The following is a 23,104-nucleotide window of genomic DNA, read 5'->3' on the forward strand; positions in this document are numbered from 1 at the left end:
TTCAATTATCGGGTTGATATCAGGTTAAACCCTGATTTTCTCCTTTCTAAGCCGCTAGAGATTGGTTAGCATATTCACCTTTAATCGCGCATGATCGATAGATAATTAAAGAGGTTAATGTGTTCGCTGAATACGGGGTACTGAATTACTGGACCTATCTGGTTGGAGCCATTTTTATTGTGTTGGTGCCAGGGCCAAATACCCTGTTTGTACTCAAAAATAGCGTCAGTAGCGGTATCAAAGGCGGCTATCTTGCGGCCTGTGGCGTATTTATTGGCGATGCAGTATTGATGTTTCTGGCATGGGCCGGAGTGGCGACATTAATTAAAACCACCCCGATATTATTCAACATTGTACGTTATCTTGGTGCGTTTTATTTGCTCTACCTGGGGAGTAAAATTCTCTACGCGACCCTGAAGGGTAAAAATAGCGAGGTCAAATCCGACGAGCCCCAATACGGTGCCATCTTTAAGCGCGCGTTAATTTTGAGCCTGACTAATCCGAAAGCCATTTTGTTCTATGTGTCGTTTTTTGTACAGTTTATCGATGTTAATGCTCCACATACGGGAATTTCATTCTTTATTCTGGCGACGACGCTGGAACTGGTGAGTTTCTGCTATTTGAGCTTCCTGATTATTTCTGGTGCTTTTGTCACACAGTACATACGTACCAAAAAGAAACTGGCTAAAGTGGGCAACTCACTGATTGGTTTGATGTTCGTAGGTTTTGCCGCCCGACTGGCGACGCTGCAGTCCTAATGCTTTCAGCCCGCGTTATCGCGGGCTTCCTGCCTGTAATCTTTCCTTATTCATCGCTGATACGGTGCTAAAGAGTAACCAATAAATGGTATTTAAAATGCAAATTATCAGGCGTACCCTGAAACGGCTGAAATAAACTGTTTTCAGCACATTCATCGAAGGAGGGAAAAGGATGCTGCAAATCCCACAGAATTATATTCATACGCGCTCAACGCCTTTCTGGAATAAACAAACTGCGCCTGCCGGAATATTCGAACGTCATCTTGATAAAGGAACGCGCCCAGGGGTATACCTACGCCTTTCCGTTATGCATGGGGCGGTCAAATATCTCGGCTACGCTGATGAACACAGTGCAGAGCCTGATCAGGTGATCCTTATCGAAGCGGGGCAGTTTGCGGTGTTTCCGCCAGAAAAGTGGCACAACATTGAAACCATGACTGACGATACTTATTTCAACATTGACTTCTTCGTTGCTCCTGAAGTCCTGATGGAAGGCGCGCAACAACGGAAAGTCATTCATAACGGGAAATGAATCATGGGCAAAGCAACGTATACCGTGACCGTCACCAATAACAGCAATGGTGTTTCTGTCGATTATGAAACAGAGACGCCGATGACTTTGCTGGTGCCAGAAGTGGCGGCTGAAGTGATAAAAGATCTGGTGAATACCGTGCGTTCTTATGACACGGAAAACGAACATGATGTTTGTGGTTGGTAATTATCACTGATCGTAGATGGCGCAATTTCTGCGCCATCGCAAAAAAATCCTCCGTGATGCTTGTCACAAATCTTGCCCTCCTGATGTTGTGCTATGCTTTTTATCAGCGACTAACCCGCTAATGCAAAACAGATAAGTGAGGAAACAATGGGCATTCTGTCATGGATTATTTTTGGGCTTATTGCCGGTATTCTGGCGAAGTGGATCATGCCAGGTAAAGATGGTGGTGGATTCTTTATGACTATCCTGCTGGGGATAGTCGGTGCCGTAGTCGGCGGATGGATCAGCACGCTGTTTGGCTTTGGTAAAGTCGATGGCTTCAATTTTGGCAGCTTCGTGGTTGCCGTTATTGGTGCGATTGTCGTGCTGTTTATCTACAGAAAGATCAAAAGTTAACGCGTAAATTGCACAAAGGCTGCACACAGGCAGCCTTTGCTATTTTTTAGATGTGACGTTACCACCATCCCAACTCAGTGCCGAGAACGACAATAATCGCTACGCCCATCATAATAATCGTTGTTTTTTTCATCTTTACGCTCCCGGGGCAGCATAGCCGCCAATAAAAAACCATGCTAAAAATACGACCGCTGTAATAAAGATTACAACCGGAAAAATAATACCGATTCGCATGTTATCACCAATCAAAAGGATGTGAATACGCCTCAGGAATGTAGCGCTGAATGCGCGACAAAAGGTGTTTTCTGTTTGTGTTTTTTCTCCTGATACATCGCGATATCGGCAGCATGCAGGGCGCTGTCTGCATCGGTCGTTTCAGGATCGACTTCTACTATGCCAAGACTGGCACCAGGATAATACAAATCAACATCACCTAAGTGATATTCTCCGCGTATTTGCTGTTGAATACGTTCTCGCAGCGATGGAATATCCGCATTCTCATTGTTCAGTGAAACAACCAAAAACTCATCACCGCCGAGACGACCAATAACTTCGCCATTTTGCTGGAGCGTATTAAGGCGCTCGCCAACCTGAATAAGAAACAGATCGCCACTATTATGACCAAAACGATCATTGATTAATTTGAAGTTATCCAGATCGATAAATGCGATCATTATCTTATGGTTAAGATGCCTCGCAAGAGAAAACAGCGTCGTCAGGTTTTCAAAAATCGCCCGCCGATTCGGTAGCCCGGTTAACGAGTCGGTATACGATTGCGCAATCAGTGCGGCATTGGCTTCGCGCAGCTGTTCAACCAGCGCCTCTTTTTGAATATATTGTGCAATCAGTCCGGCGAATAGCTGTAAAACCTGTTCCGCGCGTTCACTCCACTGGCGCTTCTCACTGCTGGCGGCGCAAAGTGTGCCATAGAATGATCCATCCGGTAAGTGAATTGGCGTGCTCAGAAATGTGGTGATGCCAAGATTTCGTGCCGCAATACAGTCGCCCCAACGGTCGGGGACTTCATCGCTGAAAAAGCAGTTTTCATCAATGGCACGCTTGCATAACGAGTAATCCCACGAGACGGTAAAATTCTCCGGGATGTGCATTTTCTGGCTATTACGGGCAAACATAATATGCTGCAGGCGCGCTTCGACATCCACTTTGGTCAGGTAGGTTGACTCCATATCAGTGACCATTTCCAGCATCTCCAGAAGCTGTCGGACCAGACTTTCCAGTGACTGTTCTTTGGCAAGGGATTGCGAGACGCGGGCGATAATCTGATCTGACACAAAACAACTCCAGGATACGGCGGGTAAATGCTGATTATTTAATCTTTGCAGGCATGATAAAACATCATCAACAAAGATGAAACAAGGCGTAATATGTTTTGAGTGAATGTAATAAAAATAGTGCTGCAAAACAAAACGATACCGCGATACTCTAAGCCTGGATAAATATGTGAGATCAATAAATGAAAATTATCAGTTTTGTTCTGCCTTGCTTGCTGGTCCTGGCTGGTTGTTCAACCCCTTCTCAGCCAGAAGCACCTAAACCGCCGCAGATTGGTATGGCAAATCCGGCGTCGGTCTATTGCCAGCAGAAGGGCGGGGCGCTCATTCCTGTGCAGACAGCGCAAGGGGTCTGCAACAATTGCAAATTACCGGGCGGTGAAACGATTGATGAATGGGCATTGTGGCGACGGGACCATCCGGCTGGTGAAAAATAACCGCCGGATGCTGCACTAAAATCACAAGCTACGTAGCCAGTCGGCCAGCACCAGTGCATGGTTCTGCGTGGTGTTTTTTGCTGAGTAGAGCAGGGTTAGCGGCTGTTTTTTGGCGATGTCCGCCAGCCGCTTTCCTTCTTGCTCGTGTTGCGTCAGTTCTGCAAGATATTGCTCGCGAAAGGTTGCAAAATCGACGACTTCGCCGTGAAAGGCTTTGCGCAGTTCCGTTGACGGCGTGATTTCTTTATCCCACTCATCAAGGGCTAAATCGGTTTTCTTGATACCGCGCGGCCAGAGGCGGTCGACCAGTACGCGATAACCATCGCTCTGTTCAGCCGGATCATAAACGCGTTTGCACTGAATATTCATCGTATTTGTTCTCCCTTTCACGCATGATTTGTCACGTCACTATAGCACCGGATATTAGCGAATTTCTTTGTCTCTCCCGGCGCAAAGTCCGAAAATCGCCATCAGTAGTGAAAGTATTGCAACACCCATCAGTGGTACGGACCAGTCACCGTTAGCATCGTGTATTTTACCCATCAGCGGCGGCCCACAGGCTGCCAGCAAATACCCGACGGATTGTGCCATCCCCGAGAGTGCCGCCGCCTGATGCGCAGAACTTGCCCGCAGACCAATGAACGTCAACCCCAGTATCATTGTTGCGCCGGAACCAAAACCGAAAAGCAGAGTCCAGGTGATCGCGTGTGCTGGCATAAAGCAGAGCCCAACCGCGCCCACTGCGCACATCAAGGCAACGAATGCTGCAATACCACGCTGATCTTTCACATGATGTAAGAAAAGTGGGATCAGCAAACCGGGAGCTGCTGTGGCTAGTTGCAGCAAACCATGCAGTGAACCCGCCTGTGCTTCGCTATAGCCGTGACTGATGAGGATCGCCGGAAGCCAGCCAATAATCACGTAATAGACCAGTGAGTTGATCCCAAGAAACAATGTTACCTGCCAGGCAAGCGGCGAACGCCAGATACCCCGAGTATGTAAGGCGCGTGAGGTACTCAAATTTGCATGTTGTTGACTTCGCCACTGTGGCAGCCATAAAAAAAGAGCCAGCAGAGGAAAACACATCAGCATGAGCAACGCGCCTTGCCAGCCAAAACCGTTCAAAGCCAGCGGCACGACCATAGCCGATCCCAGTGCCGCAGCAGCTCCCATTGTCAGGGAATATGCGCCGGTAAGTCTGGCGACGGAATGAGGGAAATCGCGTTTAATTAATCCTGGCAGTAAGACATTGCCTAATGCAATCCCACCGCCAATGACCGCTGTACCGCCAAATAATAAGTAAGGCGAAGGGAGAGAGCGAATTGCAATACCAGCACAGATCAAAAGTAACGCGGCAAACAGGCTACGTTCCATACCAAAACGTCGCGCCACCGGGGCAGCCAGAGGTGAGATTAGCGCAAAGGCTAATAATGGCAGGGTGGTCAATAAGCCGGTTTGCGCCGTCGTCAGCGAGTAAGCGGAACGAATCGTATCCAGTAACGGTGCTGCGCCGGTAAAGGTGACGCGTAATGTTGTGGCAATCATCAGAATGCCAGCGATAAGGACAATCCTGTTTTTGCCGCTTAATGAAGTTGAACAGGTCATATGCTTCTCATTGTTACAAACGAGGCTGTACCTTACCGTTTTTATTGTTATGTTGAATCAAGCTAAAATGACAAATTATCGCTAAATTCGGACAAAATGATGCACAGGTTGAATCTCAATGGCTATGAACCCGACCGACACCATGAAGCCGCGGTCGCATTTTGTATTCACGCCGGAACGGATGAGTTAACCAGTCCTGTACATAAGCACCGCAAAGGGCAGTTGATACTGGCACTACATGGTGCAATTACCTGTACGGTGGAAAATGCTTTGTGGATGGTGCCGCCACAATATGCGGTTTGGATACCGGGCGGGGTGAAACATAGCAATCAAGTGACAGCTAACGCTGAACTCTGTTTTCTGTTTATCGAACCCAGCGCAGTGACAATGCCGACAACATGTTGCACATTGAAAATATCGCCCTTATGCCGGGAATTAATTTTAACCCTGGCAAACAGGACGACGACTCAGCGTGCTGAGCCGATGACCCGCAGATTAATTCAGGTCCTGTTTGATGAACTCCCTCAGCAGCCACAACAACAGCTGCACCTGCCCGTTTCTTCTCATCCTAAAATCCGCACGATGGTGGAGATGATGGCGAAAGAGCCCGTCGAGTGGGGCTCATTGGGGCAATGGGCTGGCTTTTTTGCGATGAGTGAACGCAATCTTGCCCGGCTGATAGTGAAAGAGACGGGGTTGAGTTTTCGCCAGTGGCGTCAGCAGTTACAGCTGATTATGGCGCTTCAGGGATTAGTGAAAGGCGATACTGTACAGAAAGTTGCTCATACGCTGGGGTATGATTCAACAACGGCCTTTATTACTATGTTTAAGAAAGGCCTGGGGCAAACGCCAGGCCGATATATTGCGGGATTAACTACTGTTTCCCCACAATCAGCGAAACCAGACCCGCGGCAATAAGCGGGCCAACCGGTACGCCGCGAAACAGCGCCACGCCCAAAACAGTGCCCACCAGCAGCCCGGCGACCAGTTGCGGCTGGCTGCCCATTAACGTCACGCCGCGCCCACCTAGCCAGGAGACAATAACGCCTACTGCAATTGCCACCAGCGATTTCCAGTTCAGAAACGAGTGAATCAGGGTTGAGGGCGGTAGCGTCCCGCTGGCGATGGGGGCCATAACGCCAATCGTCAGAATGATTATCCCGATACTTAGCCCCTGTTTTTCAATCCACGGGAAAAAGGTGCTTAACGGTGTGACGCGGACAATGATTAACACCAGAATTGAAACGGCGACAGTGGTGTTATGACTGATAAAGCCCAGCGCAGCTAACCCGAGCAGGATCAGCAAAGTGACATCAAACATCGTGGTTTCCTTGCCAAAAAATAATAAGCCTGCTTACTTTACGCTTGCTGCAGGAAGGAAGTAGAAAATCTTTACGTTTTTTGCATAAAAAATCAGGCGAACTGTCATCAAACTGCCATTTGTGCACGCTAACAATAACGTGAAAACAGCTATCTCCCCGGGGCATACTATGAACGATCAAATGTTTGTCGAGACACTGATTATCACGTCATCGTTTTTTGCCATTGCTGTTGTGCTGGTTTTGTCCGTTCTGCTTATTGAACGGACAGGCTAGTTACGCAGTGCGGCGGAAATTGACCAGTTCTGGTTGCGCAATGCGCAAATAATCCGCGGTTTTCAAAATAACGGATTTATCCAGCATGCCTGCATTGAAGGCGATTTCATCAAATCGTTCGAAGAGTAGGGGGTCGGCAACCAGTTTGAGTTTTGGATGGAAGCTGAAAGGGGGGATCGCGCCGAAGACACAGCCTGTGAGTTCATCGACTTCCGCCGGGCTGGCCAACGAAGCGCGTAATCCGCCTATATGACTGGCGAGTTGGCTCAGATCGGCCTGTTGATCGGCAGCGAGGATCGCCAGAACATGTTGATTTACGCCATTGCCTTTGACTTTACATACCAGTGCCTTAGCCCCCTGGCCTAAAGCGGTGCCACGAATTTCTGACACCGCTTCGCATTTACCTACCGCCTCATGGGTAACGACGCGGAAGTCAGCTCCTTCTTGTGATAATAAAGCGATTAACCGCTGATGCGTCAAGCTTCCTTTAGCCATTTCAGTCATTTCATGCTCCTGAGATTACAAGCAAACAACCACAGAAGATTATCATGAACGGCTGTTTTTGTTCTGCTTATTGACATATAAACGCTCATCGGAAGCTTTATACGCATCATGTAACGTATCGTTTTCTTTCATCGCGTAAATACCGGAAGAGAAGCCGATCTCTTTTTGCGGCGCGATATGTTGCAGACGTTTTTCGATACGTTCAGGCAGTTGTGCTGCAATTTGCGGCGTCGAATCGACAAGAATGATGCAGAATTCATCGCCACCGAGTCGGATGGCATAATCACTTTTACGAATCGACTGTTTAATCGCCTGAGCTAATAACGTAATCGCTAAATCCCCCTCCTGATGACCGAGGGTGTCATTTATTTGCTTTAACTTGTCCATGTCAATTGCAATAAACATCACCGAAGAACCGGATTGCACCAGTTTTTGCAACCGCTGCTCCAGTTCAGGGGTTAATATTTTGCGATTATACAGTCCGGTCATCGCATCACTAATATTTTCTCGCGACACATTTTGGTATAAACGGAAGTGCATCCGGACCATATTCAGCAAAATTAACGCCGTCAAAATCCAGAACAGAACGCTTTTCCACGAAGACGTGATAAAGTAAAGAATATCAATGGATAACGAGACACGAATACCGCCCGGTAAGTCATGGACGTAACTGACATACTGGAACAGATTATCTTCGCTCTGGTTGATGATAATGTCGCGCCCTGAATCTGTATCAGTTAGCGTGACATTGAGAAAACGCCAGAGGAGAGGGCGGTCATGAGTATAAAAGATATTCCGCAGATTGTTTTTGTTAATATCCAGCAGCACAATTCCTTTTAGCTGCCCTGCAACATACACTGGCGTCAGCAAACTCATCACGTTCTGTTTAGTACGCTGATCCTGGTAAATGCTCGATAATACGGTACGCCCGGTAAATACCTTTTCAATATCTTTGCGATCGATGCCAATACTTCCTGACTGCAGGAAGGACCAGTTATTCATCGCAAAGTACTCAACATTAACCGGCTCATAAAAATAGACATAGCGGTCATTGAGATCGAGATAATAGTGAAATTTCTCTTCGGCCATCCCAAGACCTGAACCGTAATCATCCTGGTGGCGGTTGCCTTCCACTGCCTGATCAAAAGCGGGTAATAGTGCTGCAGCTTCCACAATGGTGTCGCAGTCAGTGGATGCGGTTTGTAGTGTGCCGCGTAAGCCCGGGTATTTATGGGCAGTCAGGTTTAAGCCATGGGTATTATTGGCAGACTCAAAAGCCTCGCAGATGGCGCGCCGCTGTTCTGGCGACACTTCCGACTGCTCAGCAGCGAGAGCGCGCATCACATGCGCGGCAATACTCTGATTTTGATACTTATCATAAAGAAAGGAGGAATCTGCTCTCTGCACGATATAGCGCAGATAGGCACTCATTGCTCTGTCGCTGGCGACAAGTTCAAAAATAAGGAAGGAAGATGTCAGCACAATGACACTTGCGGCGATAAAATGCCGGAGCATTCTATGGTGCAATTTCATGATAAATGGCACTCCTTCGGTTAGTGAAACGAGAAAACCAGATAAAGTTCGATTGCGGCCTGGCACAGGGGCGCTAATTATACTCATCTCTGCGCCGCTGGGGAGGGGAAATTTAGGGGTAATAGTAATAAATTGTATGCAAAAGCCACGCAAAAAGCATGGCTCTGAATATTTTTGCACTTAAATATGATGAATAATCACTTTGTTGCCCCCCTCGCTTTTCGCTTCGCGTAAGGCTTTATCTGCTTCCGTCATGACAAGCGAGATATTACGCGTGTCACCCGTTGAAAAAACCGTGCCAATACTGATGGTCATTTGTTCAGGAACATCATATCTGTTACTAAAACCGGTCAGGAGTTCGACATTTTTACGCATACGTTCCGCAATGATTTTTGCCTGGGCACTATTGAGTTCGGTAAATAGCAAGCCAAACACCTCACCCTCCAGTCGCGCTAAAATATCATCGGGGCGGATGCTTTGCTGGATAATATCGACAATTGAAACCAGCACTTTATCACCCACACGATGTCCCCATTGGGCATTGATGCGCTTGAACTGATTAATATCAACCAGCATGACACAAAAGTCCTTAACAACAGGTCGCGACAATAATGACTCTACGCTGTTGAAAAAGTAGCGCCGATTATAAATATTGGTCAGTACATCATGAACTGCCAGTTTGCTGGAGAGTTGCAGTTCCTGAAAAATGTTATAAATCAGAAAAGACACAACAAACAGTTTACTGGAAACTTCAATCCCGCGACTGATATACCAAATGGTGTAATTATACTCATCCAGAGTCAGTAGAAGTAAGTTGCAGCATAGCGATGCCAGACATAATAATGCTATTAACGGCCATAGTTCGCTGGCTAATCGTGTACGCATGATAATAAAGAACAGTAAAAATGCCCACAAACAAACCAATATTTTTGTATAGTTGATTCCCCAGGTCGCAGTATGGTTGTCCGGACAGTAATCGACGACATACAAAGAATAGTCAGCGTTATAACTGCTCAGATTGTGTGCCAGAAGGGGAAAAACTAAAAAAGGAATCAGCGCCAGCAACAGAATGCCAGTTTTTTTCTTATTGTTGTCAAGGATGTTGTCTTTCCCATAACAAAAGAGCGCCAGCGAGGTTAAACAAATGAAACTGAGTTGGCGGAAAATATAGAAAATAGAAACATCATTCGACTTTGTCTGGATCAGTGTACTGCCGTTGATTGGTTTATGGATAATTACAATGGTTTCAACTAAATAGATAAGGCCACTTAAAAATGCAAGGCTTAAAATGAGTGTTGGTAAAATTTGTTTGTTAGTGAAATACTTCATTAACATGAAAAGAAAAATGACGGCGTTAAGGAAAAACAAAGCCACAACAACCATCAGGTAATTCATCTGTGGGATGAGTTTTACATTCGTGTTTTCGTTATATAAGGTAGTAATGCACAATAAAATTAACGTCAGCAATAAGCTGAAAATAAAAAAGCCTTGAGCTTTTAATTTTTGTGTACCCATAGAAGCCATAAAAAGGAGAGCAATGTGAGTGCTGGATTTTATTGATGGCAGAGATATATGGTTTTGACCAGGATCAATTTTCGTTGACGATAAAAAATAATTAAAGAATAACCCCAGGGAAATACGTGTTGACCGAATCATTTTTCCGAATGATTGTTTTCTGAAACTAAATTGTGTAAAGGTTATGCTGTCATATTTAAAGCGATTGTAAGCTAATGTATGTAATAAATGAGATAATTTACAGTGAGCTAAAAATCAGCCAGGCGATAATGACCCGGCTGACAGTTTTAGTCTTTAGCTGTTGCATTTTGTTTATGAAACAGTTCACGGAACACCGGATAAATATCATCCTGGTCGCGGATATGCTGCATCGCAAAATTGTCGAAAGTAGATTGCAGATGTTCATATTCTCGCCACAGTGTCTGATGAGCGCGACGGGTAATTTCGATATAGCTGTAATAACGAACAACGGGCAATAATTTTTTCGCCAGGATTTCATGGCAAAGTGGAGAGTCATCGGCCCAGTTATCGCCGTCCGATGCTTGTGCCGCGTAAATATTCCATTGCGCCGGGTTATAACGCTCTTTCACCACCTCATCCATCAGTTTCAGGGCGCTGGAAACAATGGTACCGCCAGTTTCCTGTGAGTAGAAAAACTCATGTTCATCGACTTCTTTCGCCTGGGTATGGTGCCGGATGTAAACGACTTCCACGTTCTTATACGTTCTGCTAAGGAACAGATACAGCAGAATATAAAAACGCTTAGCCATATCTTTAGTGGACTGATCCATTGAACCCGAAACGTCCATCAGGCAAAACATCACTGCCTGGCTGGAGGGATCGGGTCGTTTTTCGTAGTTCTTGTAACGTAAATCGAAGGTGTCAATAAAAGGGACGCGTTCAATTTTGGCACGTAATTCTGCAATTTCTTTGCGCAGACGTTCCTCTTCCAGTAGTTGCGCAGGCTCACTGTTGCTGATGATGGCCAAATTCTCTTCCAGCGCATGAAGTTCCCGCCGCTTGCCCGCCGTCATGGCTGTGCGTCGCGCCAGTGAGTTCTGCAATGAACGCACAACGCTGATATTGGCAGGAACGCCGTTAGCGGTATAACCCGCCCGATGCGTTTTATATTCGGTCAGCTGGCGTTGTTGGTTTTGTTTCAGATTCGGTAAGGCCAAATCTTCAAAGAGCAGATCAAGATACTCATCTTTCGAAATCTGAAAGACAAATTCATCCTGACCTTCACCATCCTGGCTGGCCTGGCCCTGACCACTGCCGGAACCACCGCCGCCGCCCTGGGGGCGTTCAATGCGGTCATTCTGGACGAAATGGTCATTGCCCGGATGAACGCGGTGGCGCAGGCCGCCACGTCCCTGATGAAACATCGGTTCGCTAATATCTTCCGTTGGAATGGATACGGACTCGCCTCTGTCGACGTCAGTCACCGAACGCTTATTAATGGCCTCGGAGATCGACTGTTTAATTTGCGCTTTATAACGGCGTAAAAAACGCTGGCGATTCACCATGCTTTTGTTTTTGCCGTTCAGACGCCGGTCAATAAACCAGGTCATATGCCCCCCGTACTACATTTGCCAACTGTTTGCTACGCCTGTGTTGCCGCTTCTCTGGCCCACGGTTCGCTGTCGTTGTAGGCCCGGTAGCATGCGTACCGGGCCATGGTTGTTAAGACGATTTACGTACGCGCAAATACCATTCGCACAGTAAACGCACCTGTTTACGGGTGTAGCCTTTTTCCATCATACGGTCGACAAAATCGTCGTGTTTCTTCTGCTCGTCGGTTGACGTTTTGGCGTTAAACGAAATAACCGGCAACAGCTCCTCGGTATTAGAGAACATTTTCTTCTCAATAACCGTGCGCAGTTTTTCATAGCTGGTCCAGTTCGGATTGCGTCCGCTGTTATTCGCTCTGGCGCGCAGTACGAAGTTGACAATCTCGTTGCGGAAATCTTTTGGATTACTGATCCCCGCCGGTTTCTCAATTTTCTCCAGCTCGGCGTTGAGAGATTCGCGGTCAAATAGCTGCCCGGTATCCGGGTCGCGATACTCCTGATCCTGAATCCAGAAATCTGCATACGTGACATAACGGTCAAAAATGTTTTGTCCATACTCAGAATAGGATTCAAGATACGCAGTCTGAATCTCTTTACCGATAAACTCGGCATATTTCGGGATCAGATAACCTTTCAGGAACTCCAGATAGCGTTCTGCCTGCTCTTGCGGGAACTGCTCGCGCTCGATCTGCTGTTCCAGGACGTAGAACAGATGAACAGGGTTTGCTGCCACTTCCACGTGGTCGAAGTTGAACACGCGAGAGAGGATCTTAAACGCAAAACGCGTGGACAGACCGTTCATCCCTTCATCAACGCCTGCGTAGTCACGATATTCCTGATACGACTTGGCTTTCGGATCGGTGTCTTTCAGACTTTCGCCATCATAAACCCGCATCTTCGAATAAATGCTGGAGTTTTCCGGCTCTTTCAGACGCGAAAGAATGGAAAAACGAGACAGCGTTTCCAGCGTGCCAGGTGCGCAGGGGGCGTGAGTCAGTTCACTATGATTAAGCAATTTCTCGTAGATTTTGATCTCTTCGGAAATACGCAAGCAATATGGCACCTTCACGATATAAACACGATCGAGGAAGGCTTCGTTGTTCTTGTTATTACGGAAAGTGACCCATTCGGATTCGTTCGAATGGGCGAGAATAATCCCGTTAAACGGCAAGGCGGAGATACCTTCCGTACCGTTGTAGTTACCTTCCTGAGTGGCGGTTAACAGGGGATGCAGCACTTTAATCGGTGCTTTAAACATCTCGACAAACTCCATGATCCCCTGGTTGGCGCGGCACAGTGCACCGGAATAGCCGTAGGCGTCCGGGTCATTCTGCGCGTAGTGTTCGAGTTTACGAATATCGACTTTCCCAACCAGCGCGGAGATGTCCTGGTTGTTCTCATCACCGGGTTCCGTTTTGGCGATAGCAATTTGTTGCAGAATTGACGGCCAGACCTTCACTACCCGGAACTTAGTGATATCGCCACCAAATTCATGCAGGCGTTTTGCCGCCCACGGCGACATGATGGTGCCGAGATAACGGCGAGGAATGCCATACTCTTTTTCCAGAATCTGCGCATCTTCCTGCGGATTGAAAAGACAGAACGGATGATCGTTGACCGGGCTCCGCTCACCGTTAGCGCTTAATACATAGATCGGCACGAGCTGCATTAATGATTTCAGTCGCTCAGCAAGCGATGATTTACCCCCACCCACAGGCCCCAGCAGATACAGGATTTGTTTCTTCTCCTCCAGCCCCTGAGCCGCGTGTTTCAGATAAGAGACAATCTGTTCAATCGCGTCTTCCATGCCGTAAAACTCTTCAAAGGCCGGGTAACGTGCAATGACCCGGTTAGAAAAGAGTCGAGAAAGTCTGGGTTCCTGGGCTGTATCGACCATGACAGGCTCACCGATAGCCATCAATAGCCGCTCAGCCGCGTTGGCATAAGCACTGCGATCTTGCCGACAAGTGGTAAGAAACTCCTGCAGTGTGAACTCTTCGTCCTTGGCAGCTTCATATCGCTGGCGATAGTGATCGAATATATTCATGGTATGCCGTCCTTTCGTTTTTTAGCACAGGTTAAGAGCCGTTCATATGAATAGTAGAGGCTCCCGGAAGAGGTAAACTGAACGACGTCTCTTGCTAAAACACAGCAACTCTCATGCCATTTTATCGACGATGAGAACAACGTGCCCGGTGATACACCTTCAAAATTAAGCGTAGATGGCAAATGGAAAACTTGCCTGCACGGCTTTCTTAATTTCAATGGCATATCAACAACTCATCCATAAAATTTGCATAATTAATGTAAAGACCAGGGTCGCCAGTAACGCGTAATTCATTTGGCTGTAAGCGTGGTGTCATCTGCGTCAGGAAAATTAAACAGTTACTTTAAAAAATGAAAACGTAAAAAGGTTGGGTTTCGATGTATTGACGGGTAAACTTTGTCGCCCGCTAAACATTTGTTTAAGGAATGATTAATTGTGACCAAACTCAAACTTCTGGCACTTGGAGTGCTTATCGCAACGTCTGCAGGCGTAGCGCACGCTGAAGGTAAATTTTCCCTGGGCGCAGGCGTAGGTGTCGTTGAACACCCATATAAAGATTACGATACCGATGTTTACCCAGTACCGGTAATCAACTATGAAGGCGATAACTTCTGGTTCCGTGGCTTAGGTGGTGGTTACTACCTGTGGAATGACGCAACGGATAAACTTTCAATTACCGCTTACTGGTCGCCGCTTTACTTCAAAGCTAAAGACAGTGGCGATCACCAAATGCGTCACCTGGATGACCGTAAGAGCACCATGATGGCTGGTCTGTCTTATGCTCACTTTACCCAGTACGGTTACCTGCGTACCACCCTGGCTGGCGATACCCTGGATAACAGCAACGGCATCATCTGGGATATGGCCTGGTTGTATCGTTACACCAACGGTGGCCTGACCGTGACTCCGGGTATTGGTGTGCAGTGGAACAGCGAAAACCAGAACGAATACTATTATGGCGTATCGCGCAAAGAGTCTGCGCGCAGCGGTCTGCGTGGCTATAACCCGAACGACAGCTGGAGCCCTTACCTGGAGCTAAGTGCCAGCTACAACTTCCTCGGTGACTGGAGTGTTTACGGTACCGCGCGCTACACCCGTCTGTCTGATGAAGTTACTGACAGCCCAATGGTGGATAAATCCTGGACTGGCCTGATTTCTACCGGGATCACCTACAAATTCTGATAATGCATCTTTCCAGGGCATTTTGTGCATAAAAACAGGGCGTAACGCCCTGTTTTGCATTACGGTGGTGCAATACCTGGGAGGAAACAATGCAACAAAAAATGATTCAATTTAGTGGCGATGTCTTACTGCCAGCCGTAGGGCAGGGAACATGGTATATGGGCGAAGATGCCAGTCAGCGTAAAACAGAAGTTGCTGCACTACGCGCGGGCATTGAACTCGGTTTAACCCTCATTGATACCGCCGAAATGTATGCCGATGGCGGTGCCGAAAAAGTGGTTGGGGAAGCATTAATCGGTCTGCGTGAGAACGTCTTTCTCGTCTCTAAAGTCTATCCGTGGAATGCTGGCGGGCAAAAAGCGATAAATGCATGCGAAGCCAGTTTACGCCGTCTCAATACTGATTATCTCGATCTCTACTTATTACACTGGTCTGGCAGTTTCGCTCTCGAAGAGACTGTCGCAGCGATGGAAAAATTGATCGCCCAGGGAAAAATCCGCCGCTGGGGCGTTTCTAACCTTGATTATGCCGATATGCAGGAACTCTGGCAGCTGCCGGGGGGAAATCAGTGTGCCACTAATCAGGTGCTTTACCATCTCGGTTCACGAGGGATTGAGTACGATCTACTGCCCTGGTGCCAGAAACAGCAGATGCCGGTGATGGCTTACAGTCCATTAGCCCAGGCCGGCCGGTTGCGCAATGGACTGTTAAAAAATGCGGTAGTCAACGAAATTGCACATGCTCACAATATCAGTGCGGCACAAGTATTGTTGGCGTGGGTAATCAGCCATCAGGGTGTGATGGCGATTCCAAAAGCGGCAACTGTCGCACATGTCCAACAAAATGCGGCTGTGCTTGAGGTTGAACTTTCGTCAGCGGAATTAGTTATGCTGGATAAAGCGTATCCGGCACCAAAAGGAAAAACTGCGTTGGATATGGTGTGATGTTGATACGTGCCGGATGCATCGCACCCGGCACACAATATTAACGCAAATTAACGTTTCGCAACGCGAATGGATTGCGCCAGATGTGCAGGTTTCTCTTTGGTGACTTTTTGCGTTTCTGAAGCGTATGCCGTTTCTACACAAACAAAGGTCTTGTAGCCATCATCCGGCATATCGCCCATGCTAACTGAAAGCGCCGGTCCTGGGTTCCAGCCTACAACGTTCAGATGATGCTGGTGGCCTACGGCGATAATACGATTCAGCGCTTCGTCATTAATTACGCTGCAATCTTGCGGATTCAGATACACGCGATCGGTACGGTCAGGGAAGGTCTGAATACCGTCGGTCAGTACATCTTCTTTCGCGTCATTTACTTTATCAATGAAGCGATCGCCTAGTCCACTGACGCTTACCTTAGCGATATCACCCACGTTAAAGTAGGTATGCAGAGCAGAGGTAGTTTCAAATTCGCCGTGTGCTTCAAGATCGATTTCACAGGTTTTACCCACGTGGAAATGCGCTAACAGCGTAAAGTCGTGCGGCCAGAATTTTTTCGTCTCTTCGCTTTGTGTCAATTCAAAAGTCAGCGCTACACCATCAGCATCTTCACGATGTGATTTCAGCGTCCACGGCAGGTTGCGGGCAAAACCGTGCGCAGGCAGACCTTGTTGTGCAGCCGGACCAAACCACGGCCAGCAAACCGGTATGCCACCGCGAATGGCGACGCCATTTTTGAACGGTGTGTTGTTACTCAACCACAGAACTTCTTCTTCACCCGCAGGTTTCCACGAGAGAAGGTGTGCGCCCTGTAATGCAAAAGAGGCTTTTACCTGGGGATGATCGACCACAATGAGGTCCAGTTCATCCAGTTTACGACGGGAGAGAACAGGGGAGATTTGTTCGATGACCGGAAGGGCAAAAATTTTCTTAAACATGACGCAGTCCTTTAACTTCATTTTATCAGGTAAAAAAAAGAGCGACCGAAGTCGCTCTTTTTAGATCACAGAGTCATCTCAACTTATTTGGAGATGTGAGCGATCAGGTCCAGAACTTTGTTGGAGTAACCGGTTTCGTTGTCGTACCAGGATACCAGTTTCACGAAGTTGTCGTTCAGAGCGATACCCGCTTTAGCATCGAACACGGAAGTGCAAACTTCGCCGTTGAAATCGGTAGATACTACGTCATCTTCGGTGTAGCCCAGAACGCCTTTCATTTCGCCTTCAGCAGCAGCTTTAACGGCAGCTTTGATCTGCTCGTAAGTTGCAGCTTTTTCCAGACGAACGGTCAGGTCAACTACGGATACGTTCGGGGTCGGAACGCGGAACGCCATACCAGTCAGTTTGCCATTCAGTTCTGGCAGTACTTTACCTACAGCTTTAGCAGCACCGGTAGAGGACGGGATGATGTTCTGGGAAGCGCCGCGGCCACCACGCCAGTCTTTGTGAGACGGGCCATCAACGGTTTTCTGAGTAGCGGTAGTAGCGTGAACGGTGGTCATCAGACCTTCGATGATGCCGAAGTTATCGTTGATAACTTTAGCCAGCGGAGCCAGGCAGTTGGTGGTGCAGGAAGCGTTAGAAACGATGTCCTGGCCAGCATATTTGTCGAAGTTAGCGCCTTTAACGAACATCGGAGTGTTGTCTTTAGACGGACCAGTCATAACCACTTTCTTCGCACCAGCGGTGATGTGTTTACGAGCAGTTTCGTCAGTCAGGAACAGACCAGTTGCTTCAGCGACAACGTCAACACCAACTTCGTCCCATTTCAGGTTAGCCGGATCACGTTCAGCGGTAACACGGATTTTTTTACCGTTAACGATCAGATGACCGTCTTTCACTTCAACGGTACCGTCGAAACGGCCGTGAGTGGAGTCATATTTCAGCATGTATGCCATGTAATCAGCGTCTAACAGGTCGTTGATTGCAACGATCTCGATGTCAGAACGTTTCTGAGCAGCACGGAAAACAATGCGACCGATACGGCCAAAACCGTTGATACCTACTTTGATAGTCATATATTCCACCAGCTATTTGTTAGTGAATAAAAGGTTGCCTGTAAAATTACAAAAACCTTACGCAGCGTCAAGCGGAATCGTGTCAATCATTGCGACAAATCAATCCTGTGCCTAAGCATTATGCGACTGACTCGCCTCACTCTTCCTTTGGGCTTGAGACCACATGGGGTCGGCGCCCCGAATTTTAAAGGGCAATTACGATAAAAATGTGATTTTCATCACGATTTAGGTGCAGCCATTTCGTCGAGATCAAGTTTAGGACAAAATTTTGCCAGTTGGTGTTAATATTTTGTTAGAATCAGTCACGTAATGTGAGCACGATTAAAGTGAGATGTAAGCAAATGGCTAATAAACCTTCGGCAGAAGAACTGAAAAAAAATTTGTCCGAGATGCAGTTCTACGTGACGCAGAATCATGGGACAGAGCCGCCATTTACGGGTCGTTTACTGCATAACAAGCGTGACGGCGTATATCACTGTTTGATCTGCGATGCCCCGCTGTTTCATTCCCAAACCAAGTATGATTCCGGCTGTGGCTGGCCCAGTTTCTACGAACCGGTGAGTGAAGAATCCATTCGTTATATCAAAGACTTATCACATGGAATGCAGCGCATAGAAATTCGTTGCGGTAACTGTGATGCCCATCTGGGGCATGTCTTCCCCGACGGGCCGCAGCCAACGGGTGAACGTTATTGTGTTAACTCAGCCTCTTTACGCTTTACCGATGGCGAAAACGGCGAAGAAATCAACGGTTGAAAAAACGATTCAGCAACTTATTCCACAGGAGCGGAAAAATTATGAATCTTGATGACATTATCAACAGCATGACGCCTGATGTATACCAGCGTTTGTCGACTGCCGTTGAGCTGGGGAAATGGCCTGATGGCGTTACGTTGACCGAGGAACAAAAAGAGAACTGCCTGCAACTGGTGATGCTGTGGCAAGCCCGCCATAATACCGAAGCTCAGCATATGACAATTGACACAAATGGTCAGATGGTTATGAAGAGCAAACAACAGTTAAAAGAAGATTTTGGTATCTCAGCAAAGCCTATTGCCATGTTTAAATGATTGGTTTATCCCCTTTTTGCCGCGGTTATAAAGGGGATAGCCAACAATAACCCCACGACTCATCTCAATTATCTCGCCCCGACCTGGCTAAGTCCCAGCCCGGTCTCTTGCAGTCGCGTTCACGCCTGAATGACTTCTCCTGAACTTAAGTCTCAGACCTATTTGGCCGGTAATCCCTCTCAAATTTGCTCATTTTGCGTTCCACCTTCCATCACCCTGTAACAGACCCAGCCATTTTCTGCGTAATTGTGATCTGAGTTGTAAAACACAGATCAATATCTGTGTTTTAAAGATTTGGTGTTGACCTCAAAAATCATGTGGGTAAGTATGATGGCCATCTAAGCAAAACAAAACACAGAGGATGACGCAATGAAAGCACTGGCTCGGTTTGGCAAAGCCTTTGGCGGCTACAAGATGATCGATGTCCCACAACCCATTTGTGGCCCGGAAGATGTGGTGGTTGAAATTAAAGCTGCGGCAATCTGCGGCGCAGACATGAAGCACTACAATGTCGATAGCGGTTCTGATGAGTTTAACTCTATCCGCGGCCATGAGTTCGCAGGTTGTATTGCGCAGGTTGGTGAAAAAGTCAAAGACTGGAAAGTGGGGCAACGCGTCGTGTCGGATAACAGCGGTCACGTTTGCGGCGTTTGTCCGGCCTGTGAACAAGGTGATTTTCTGTGTTGTACAGAAAAAGTAAACCTTGGTCTGGATAACAATACGTGGGGCGGTGGTTTTTCCAAATATTGTCTGGTTCCTGGTGAAATTCTCAAAATTCATCGTCATGCGTTGTGGGAAATCCCTGATGGTGTTGATTATGAGGACGCAGCCGTACTTGACCCTATCTGCAATGCCTACAAATCCATCGCGCAGCAATCGAAATTCCTCCCTGGTCAGGATGTAGTCGTCATCGGCACTGGCCCACTCGGGCTGTTCTCCGTACAAATGGCGCGGATTATGGGGGCGGTAAATATCGTCGTCGTTGGTCTACAAGAAGATGTGGCGGTCCGCTTCCCGGTTGCAAAAGAACTGGGTGCGACGGCTGTAGTAAATGGTTCTACCGAAGATGTGGTGGCGCGCTGCCAGCAAATTTGTGGCAAAGACAATCTGGGACTGGTGATTGAATGCTCCGGTGCCAATATCGCATTGAAACAAGCCATCGAAATGCTCCGCCCGAATGGGGAAGTGGTACGCGTTGGCATGGGCTTTAAACCTCTTGATTTCTCGATTAATGACATTACCGCCTGGAACAAAAGCATCATTGGGCATATGGCCTATGACTCCACCTCATGGCGTAACGCTCTCCGGCTATTAGCCAGCGGCGCTATCAAAGTCAAACCGATGATCACGCATCGTATCGGCCTGTCGCAATGGCGCGAAGGGTTTGATGCGATGGTCGATAAAACTGCAATCAAAGTGATCATGACTTACGACTTTGATGAATAACTACTCTCCTGAAGGAACGTTATCGCATGGAACAGATAACAAAACCGCATTGTGGTGCACGGCTGGATCGCTTACCGGATTGCCGCTGGCATTCGTCAATGTTTGCCATCGTCGCGTTTGGCTTGCTTGTCTGCTGGAGTAATGCCGTTGGTGGCTTGATCCTCGCGCAGCTGAAAGAGTTGGGCTGGACAGATAATTCCACCACTGCCACATTCTCAGCAATTACGACCGCCGGAATGTTTCTCGGTGCGCTGGTTGGCGGCATCATCGGTGACAAAACCGGTCGCAGAAATGCATTCATCCTCTATGAGGCCATTCATATTGCCTCGATGGTTATCGGTGCTTTTTCACCGAATATGGATTTCCTTATTGCCTGCCGTTTTGTGATGGGCGTTGGGCTGGGAGCTTTACTGGTGACGCTGTTTGCTGGTTTCACCGAATATATGCCCGGTAGAAATCGCGGAACATGGTCCAGTCGGGTTTCCTTTATTGGCAACTGGTCATATCCGCTCTGTTCATTGATTGCGATGGGACTCACGCCGCTGATTAGTGCAGAGTGGAACTGGCGAGTACAACTGCTTATCCCTGCAATATTGTCGCTTATCGCTACGGCGCTGGCCTGGCGCTACTTTCCTGAATCCCCGCGCTGGCTGGAATCGCGCGGACGGTATCAGGAAGCCGAGAAAGTCATGCGGAGTATAGAAGAAGGCGTCATACGCCAGACGGGTAAACCTTTGCCGCCCGTGGTTATTGCTGATGACGGTAAAGCGCCACAAGCGGTGCCGTATTCAGCCTTACTGACAGGAGTATTACTGAAACGCGTGATATTAGGTTCTTGTGTGCTGATTGCCATGAACGTTGTGCAGTATACACTAATTAACTGGTTGCCAACGATATTCATGACCCAGGGGATTAATTTAAAAGACTCGATTGTTTTAAATACCATGAGTATGTTTGGCGCGCCATTTGGTATTTTTATTGCCATGCTGGTGATGGATAAAATTCCGCGTAAAACAATGGGTGTGGGGCTATTAATCCTGATTGCGGTGCTCGGATATATCTATTCACTGCAAACCAGTATGTTGCTCATAACGCTGATTGGTTTCTTCCTGATTACTTTCGTCTATATGTACGTTTGCTATGCCTCGGCAGTGTATGTCCCTGAGATCTGGCCGACAGAGGCCAAATTACGTGGCTCCGGTCTGGCGAATGCAGTAGGGCGAATCAGTGGTATTGCCGCACCTTATGCCGTTGCAGTGCTGCTCAGTAGTTATGGCGTAACGGGAGTCTTTATTCTTCTGGGGGCGGTTTCAATTATTGTCGCAATTGCTATCGCCACCATTGGAATTGAAACCAAAGGTGTCTCCGTTGAAAGTTTAAGTATTGATGCAGTAGTCAATAAATAATACTGGTGGATTCAAGATGAAAAATTCAAAAGCAATATTGCAGGTGCCGGGCACAATGAAAATTATTTCAGCAGAAATACCTGTGCCTAAAGAAGATGAAGTTTTGATTAAAGTAGAATATGTCGGTATTTGTGGTTCAGATGTACATGGTTTTGAATCAGGCCCGTTTATTCCGCCTAAAGACCCAAATCAAGAAATTGGCCTGGGTCATGAATGCGCCGGGACGGTTGTGGCTGTGGGAAGCCGTGTGCGCAAATTTAAAGCGGGGGATCGGGTAAATATCGAACCTGGCGTTCCTTGCGGTCACTGTCGTTACTGTCTGGAAGGCAAATATAACATTTGCCCGGACGTTGATTTTATGGCGACACAACCTAACTACCGCGGCGCATTAACGCACTATCTGTGTCATCCGGAGAGCTTTACTTACAAACTGCCCGACAATATGGACACGATGGAAGGGGCGCTGGTGGAGCCTGCTGCAGTCGGTATGCATGCCGCGATGCTGGCAGATGTTAAACCGGGTAAGAAGATAATTATTCTGGGAGCGGGTTGTATTGGTTTGATGACGTTGCAAGCATGCAAATGCCTGGGAGCTACGGATATTGCCGTCGTTGATGTACTGGAAAAACGTCTGACAATGGCGGAACAGCTCGGCGCGACAGTGGTTATTAACGGCGCAAAAGAAGACACTATTGCACGCTGTCAGCAATTTACCGAAGAAATGGGCGCAGATATTGTTTTCGAAACAGCGGGTTCTGCGGTCACCGTTAAACAGGCACCTTATCTGGTAATGCGCGGCGGTAAAATTATGATTGTTGGTACTGTACCGGGCGATTCGGCAATCAATTTCCTCAAAATCAATCGCGAAGTCACTATCCAGACAGTATTCCGCTATGCCAATCGTTATCCGGTCACGATTGAAGCTATTTCCTCAGGGCGATTCGATGTGAAATCGATGGTGACACATATTTACGATTATCAGGATGTACAACAGGCATTTGAAGAGTCGGTTAACAACAAACGCGACATTATTAAAGGCGTTATTAAAATTAGCGATTAATTAATACGGGAG

27 protein-coding genes are annotated in these 23,104 nt (G+C 47.5%); 14 read left to right on the plus strand and 13 right to left on the minus strand.

The window, feature by feature from the left end; translation table 11 throughout:
- Window positions 1-119 precede the first annotated feature (119 nt).
- The 4 genes from leuE to BEB42_RS09390 all read left to right on the plus strand — a co-directional run bounded on the left by leuE (window position 120) and on the right by BEB42_RS09390 (window position 1,872).
- On the plus strand, window positions 120-758 hold the full coding sequence (gene leuE, locus BEB42_RS09375; RefSeq protein WP_000457194.1) for a leucine efflux protein LeuE: 639 nt from the start codon (window positions 120-122) through the stop codon (window positions 756-758).
- A gap of 172 nt (window positions 759-930) precedes the next feature.
- Window positions 931-1,290 (plus strand): DUF1971 domain-containing protein YeaR, encoded by a 360-nt coding sequence (yeaR, locus tag BEB42_RS09380; RefSeq protein WP_105267311.1) that lies wholly within the window; start codon window positions 931-933, stop codon window positions 1,288-1,290.
- Between the two features lie 3 nt (window positions 1,291-1,293).
- Window positions 1,294-1,476, plus strand: a complete 183-nt coding sequence (locus BEB42_RS09385) for a DUF1869 domain-containing protein (RefSeq protein ID WP_000513737.1) — start codon at window positions 1,294-1,296, stop codon at window positions 1,474-1,476.
- Between the two features lie 147 nt (window positions 1,477-1,623).
- Window positions 1,624-1,872, plus strand: coding sequence for a GlsB/YeaQ/YmgE family stress response membrane protein (locus BEB42_RS09390; RefSeq protein ID WP_000512153.1), 249 nt, complete (start codon window positions 1,624-1,626; stop codon window positions 1,870-1,872).
- A 58-nt stretch (window positions 1,873-1,930) separates the two neighbouring features.
- Here BEB42_RS09390 and yoaJ read toward each other — a convergent pair whose 3' ends face one another.
- The 3 genes from yoaJ to dgcP are packed head-to-tail and all read right to left on the minus strand — an operon-like array spanning window position 1,931 to window position 3,164.
- Window positions 1,931-2,005, minus strand: coding sequence for a protein YoaJ (gene yoaJ, locus BEB42_RS09395; RefSeq protein WP_001386836.1), 75 nt, complete (start codon window positions 2,003-2,005; stop codon window positions 1,931-1,933).
- Window positions 2,006-2,007: 2 nt separating this feature from the next.
- Entirely contained in the window at window positions 2,008-2,106 is a 99-nt protein-coding gene (locus BEB42_RS09400) for a YoaK family small membrane protein (RefSeq protein WP_001219350.1), read from the minus strand.
- A gap of 32 nt (window positions 2,107-2,138) precedes the next feature.
- Window positions 2,139-3,164, minus strand: coding sequence for a diguanylate cyclase DgcP (gene dgcP / locus BEB42_RS09405; RefSeq protein WP_024212062.1), 1,026 nt, complete (start codon window positions 3,162-3,164; stop codon window positions 2,139-2,141).
- Window positions 3,165-3,346: 182 nt separating this feature from the next.
- Between dgcP and yoaF the strand changes: the two genes are divergently transcribed.
- On the plus strand, window positions 3,347-3,601 hold the full coding sequence (gene yoaF / locus BEB42_RS09410; protein ID WP_105267312.1) for a DUF333 domain-containing lipoprotein YoaF: 255 nt from the start codon (window positions 3,347-3,349) through the stop codon (window positions 3,599-3,601).
- A 21-nt stretch (window positions 3,602-3,622) separates the two neighbouring features.
- Here yoaF and BEB42_RS09415 read toward each other — a convergent pair whose 3' ends face one another.
- Together BEB42_RS09415 and nimT are read right to left on the minus strand one after the other, a co-directional pair.
- A complete protein-coding gene (locus BEB42_RS09415) occupies window positions 3,623-3,970 on the minus strand; it encodes a DUF488 domain-containing protein (RefSeq protein WP_001354723.1) in 348 nt (115 codons plus the stop codon).
- Between the two features lie 54 nt (window positions 3,971-4,024).
- Window positions 4,025-5,206 (minus strand): 2-nitroimidazole transporter, encoded by a 1,182-nt coding sequence (gene nimT, locus BEB42_RS09420; RefSeq protein ID WP_000128490.1) that lies wholly within the window; start codon window positions 5,204-5,206, stop codon window positions 4,025-4,027.
- Between the two features lie 96 nt (window positions 5,207-5,302).
- On the opposite strand from nimT, the gene nimR reads away from it, so the two are divergent.
- Window positions 5,303-6,124: a DNA-binding transcriptional regulator NimR gene (nimR, locus tag BEB42_RS09425; protein WP_088541815.1), complete on the plus strand. Its 822-nt coding sequence runs from the start codon at window positions 5,303-5,305 to the stop codon at window positions 6,122-6,124.
- Here nimR and BEB42_RS09430 read toward each other — a convergent pair.
- Window positions 6,081-6,527: a DUF441 domain-containing protein gene (locus BEB42_RS09430; RefSeq protein ID WP_000460707.1), complete on the minus strand. Its 447-nt coding sequence runs from the start codon at window positions 6,525-6,527 to the stop codon at window positions 6,081-6,083. The two genes, nimR and BEB42_RS09430, sit on opposite strands and share 44 nt — an antisense overlap.
- Window positions 6,528-6,696: 169 nt before the next feature.
- On the opposite strand from BEB42_RS09430, the gene yoaI reads away from it, so the two are divergent.
- Complete coding sequence (gene yoaI, locus BEB42_RS09435; protein WP_000999630.1) at window positions 6,697-6,801, plus strand: small membrane protein YoaI; 105 nt, start codon at window positions 6,697-6,699, stop codon at window positions 6,799-6,801.
- Here yoaI and yeaK read toward each other — a convergent pair whose 3' ends face one another.
- The 5 genes from yeaK to yeaG form a co-directional block, all read right to left on the minus strand.
- A complete protein-coding gene (yeaK, locus tag BEB42_RS09440; protein WP_105267313.1) occupies window positions 6,802-7,305 on the minus strand; it encodes a mischarged aminoacyl-tRNA deacylase in 504 nt (167 codons plus the stop codon).
- Between the two features lie 42 nt (window positions 7,306-7,347).
- Window positions 7,348-8,838: a diguanylate cyclase DgcJ gene (gene dgcJ, locus BEB42_RS09445; RefSeq protein ID WP_000766137.1), complete on the minus strand. Its 1,491-nt coding sequence runs from the start codon at window positions 8,836-8,838 to the stop codon at window positions 7,348-7,350.
- A gap of 180 nt (window positions 8,839-9,018) precedes the next feature.
- Window positions 9,019-10,494, minus strand: a complete 1,476-nt coding sequence (locus BEB42_RS09450; RefSeq protein ID WP_105267314.1) for a sensor domain-containing diguanylate cyclase — start codon at window positions 10,492-10,494, stop codon at window positions 9,019-9,021.
- A 146-nt stretch (window positions 10,495-10,640) separates the two neighbouring features.
- Window positions 10,641-11,924, minus strand: a complete 1,284-nt coding sequence (locus BEB42_RS09455) for a YeaH/YhbH family protein (RefSeq protein ID WP_105267315.1) — start codon at window positions 11,922-11,924, stop codon at window positions 10,641-10,643.
- Window positions 11,925-12,036: 112 nt separating this feature from the next.
- Window positions 12,037-13,971: a protein kinase YeaG gene (gene yeaG / locus BEB42_RS09460; protein WP_001019882.1), complete on the minus strand. Its 1,935-nt coding sequence runs from the start codon at window positions 13,969-13,971 to the stop codon at window positions 12,037-12,039.
- Window positions 13,972-14,406: 435 nt separating this feature from the next.
- Here yeaG and mipA point away from each other — a divergent pair, with 435 nt between their 5' ends.
- Together mipA and yeaE are read left to right on the plus strand one after the other, a co-directional pair.
- A complete protein-coding gene (mipA, locus tag BEB42_RS09465; RefSeq protein ID WP_022645785.1) occupies window positions 14,407-15,153 on the plus strand; it encodes a scaffolding protein MipA in 747 nt (248 codons plus the stop codon).
- An 89-nt stretch (window positions 15,154-15,242) separates the two neighbouring features.
- A complete protein-coding gene (gene yeaE / locus BEB42_RS09470; protein ID WP_105267316.1) occupies window positions 15,243-16,097 on the plus strand; it encodes a methylglyoxal reductase YeaE in 855 nt (284 codons plus the stop codon).
- Window positions 16,098-16,147: 50 nt separating this feature from the next.
- Here the strand turns inward: yeaE and BEB42_RS09475 are convergent, their stop codons facing one another.
- Together BEB42_RS09475 and gapA are read right to left on the minus strand one after the other, a co-directional pair.
- A complete protein-coding gene (locus tag BEB42_RS09475; protein WP_105267317.1) occupies window positions 16,148-17,032 on the minus strand; it encodes a D-hexose-6-phosphate mutarotase in 885 nt (294 codons plus the stop codon).
- Window positions 17,033-17,115: 83 nt separating this feature from the next.
- Entirely contained in the window at window positions 17,116-18,111 is a 996-nt protein-coding gene (gene gapA / locus BEB42_RS09480) for a glyceraldehyde-3-phosphate dehydrogenase (protein WP_000153502.1), read from the minus strand.
- Window positions 18,112-18,452: 341 nt separating this feature from the next.
- On the opposite strand from gapA, the gene msrB reads away from it, so the two are divergent.
- The 5 genes from msrB (at window position 18,453) to BEB42_RS09505 (ending at window position 23,092) form a co-directional block, all read left to right on the plus strand.
- A complete protein-coding gene (gene msrB / locus BEB42_RS09485) occupies window positions 18,453-18,866 on the plus strand; it encodes a peptide-methionine (R)-S-oxide reductase MsrB (protein WP_001284618.1) in 414 nt (137 codons plus the stop codon).
- 41 nt (window positions 18,867-18,907) lie between these two features.
- Window positions 18,908-19,180, plus strand: coding sequence for a YeaC family protein (locus BEB42_RS09490; protein WP_105267318.1), 273 nt, complete (start codon window positions 18,908-18,910; stop codon window positions 19,178-19,180).
- A gap of 369 nt (window positions 19,181-19,549) precedes the next feature.
- Complete coding sequence (locus tag BEB42_RS09495; RefSeq protein ID WP_105267319.1) at window positions 19,550-20,626, plus strand: zinc-binding dehydrogenase; 1,077 nt, start codon at window positions 19,550-19,552, stop codon at window positions 20,624-20,626.
- Window positions 20,627-20,652: 26 nt separating this feature from the next.
- Window positions 20,653-22,032: an MFS transporter gene (locus BEB42_RS09500; RefSeq protein WP_105267320.1), complete on the plus strand. Its 1,380-nt coding sequence runs from the start codon at window positions 20,653-20,655 to the stop codon at window positions 22,030-22,032.
- A gap of 16 nt (window positions 22,033-22,048) precedes the next feature.
- Window positions 22,049-23,092: an NAD(P)-dependent alcohol dehydrogenase gene (locus BEB42_RS09505; RefSeq protein ID WP_000798095.1), complete on the plus strand. Its 1,044-nt coding sequence runs from the start codon at window positions 22,049-22,051 to the stop codon at window positions 23,090-23,092.
- Window positions 23,093-23,104: the final 12 nt, after the last annotated feature.

It is taken from the genome of Escherichia sp. MOD1-EC5990, assembly GCF_002965285.1.
In the GTDB taxonomy this organism is placed as follows: domain Bacteria; phylum Pseudomonadota; class Gammaproteobacteria; order Enterobacterales; family Enterobacteriaceae; genus Escherichia; species Escherichia coli_F.

Excerpts from the sequence above, each read along its gene's own strand:
- yeaR (WP_105267311.1), top strand. The coding sequence starts at position 931 with ATGCTGCAAATCCCACAGAATTATATTCATACGCGCTCAACGCCTTTC.
- BEB42_RS09385 (WP_000513737.1), top strand. The coding sequence starts at position 1,294 with ATGGGCAAAGCAACGTATACCGTGACCGTCACCAATAACAGCAATGGT.
- BEB42_RS09390 (WP_000512153.1), top strand. The coding sequence starts at position 1,624 with ATGGGCATTCTGTCATGGATTATTTTTGGGCTTATTGCCGGTATTCTG.
- BEB42_RS09400 (WP_001219350.1), bottom strand. The coding sequence starts at position 2,106 with ATGCGAATCGGTATTATTTTTCCGGTTGTAATCTTTATTACAGCGGTC.
- yoaF (WP_105267312.1), top strand. The coding sequence starts at position 3,347 with ATGAAAATTATCAGTTTTGTTCTGCCTTGCTTGCTGGTCCTGGCTGGT.
- BEB42_RS09415 (WP_001354723.1), bottom strand. The coding sequence starts at position 3,970 with ATGAATATTCAGTGCAAACGCGTTTATGATCCGGCTGAACAGAGCGAT.
- nimT (WP_000128490.1), bottom strand. The coding sequence starts at position 5,206 with ATGACCTGTTCAACTTCATTAAGCGGCAAAAACAGGATTGTCCTTATC.
- nimR (WP_088541815.1), top strand. The coding sequence starts at position 5,303 with ATGATGCACAGGTTGAATCTCAATGGCTATGAACCCGACCGACACCAT.
- BEB42_RS09430 (WP_000460707.1), bottom strand. The coding sequence starts at position 6,527 with ATGTTTGATGTCACTTTGCTGATCCTGCTCGGGTTAGCTGCGCTGGGC.
- yoaI (WP_000999630.1), top strand. The coding sequence starts at position 6,697 with ATGAACGATCAAATGTTTGTCGAGACACTGATTATCACGTCATCGTTT.
- yeaK (WP_105267313.1), bottom strand. The coding sequence starts at position 7,305 with ATGACTGAAATGGCTAAAGGAAGCTTGACGCATCAGCGGTTAATCGCT.
- dgcJ (WP_000766137.1), bottom strand. The coding sequence starts at position 8,838 with ATGAAATTGCACCATAGAATGCTCCGGCATTTTATCGCCGCAAGTGTC.
- BEB42_RS09450 (WP_105267314.1), bottom strand. The coding sequence starts at position 10,494 with ATGATTCGGTCAACACGTATTTCCCTGGGGTTATTCTTTAATTATTTT.
- BEB42_RS09455 (WP_105267315.1), bottom strand. The coding sequence starts at position 11,924 with ATGACCTGGTTTATTGACCGGCGTCTGAACGGCAAAAACAAAAGCATG.
- yeaG (WP_001019882.1), bottom strand. The coding sequence starts at position 13,971 with ATGAATATATTCGATCACTATCGCCAGCGATATGAAGCTGCCAAGGAC.
- yeaE (WP_105267316.1), top strand. The coding sequence starts at position 15,243 with ATGCAACAAAAAATGATTCAATTTAGTGGCGATGTCTTACTGCCAGCC.
- BEB42_RS09475 (WP_105267317.1), bottom strand. The coding sequence starts at position 17,032 with ATGTTTAAGAAAATTTTTGCCCTTCCGGTCATCGAACAAATCTCCCCT.
- gapA (WP_000153502.1), bottom strand. The coding sequence starts at position 18,111 with ATGACTATCAAAGTAGGTATCAACGGTTTTGGCCGTATCGGTCGCATT.
- msrB (WP_001284618.1), top strand. The coding sequence starts at position 18,453 with ATGGCTAATAAACCTTCGGCAGAAGAACTGAAAAAAAATTTGTCCGAG.
- BEB42_RS09490 (WP_105267318.1), top strand. The coding sequence starts at position 18,908 with ATGAATCTTGATGACATTATCAACAGCATGACGCCTGATGTATACCAG.
- BEB42_RS09495 (WP_105267319.1), top strand. The coding sequence starts at position 19,550 with ATGAAAGCACTGGCTCGGTTTGGCAAAGCCTTTGGCGGCTACAAGATG.
- BEB42_RS09500 (WP_105267320.1), top strand. The coding sequence starts at position 20,653 with ATGGAACAGATAACAAAACCGCATTGTGGTGCACGGCTGGATCGCTTA.
- BEB42_RS09505 (WP_000798095.1), top strand. The coding sequence starts at position 22,049 with ATGAAAAATTCAAAAGCAATATTGCAGGTGCCGGGCACAATGAAAATT.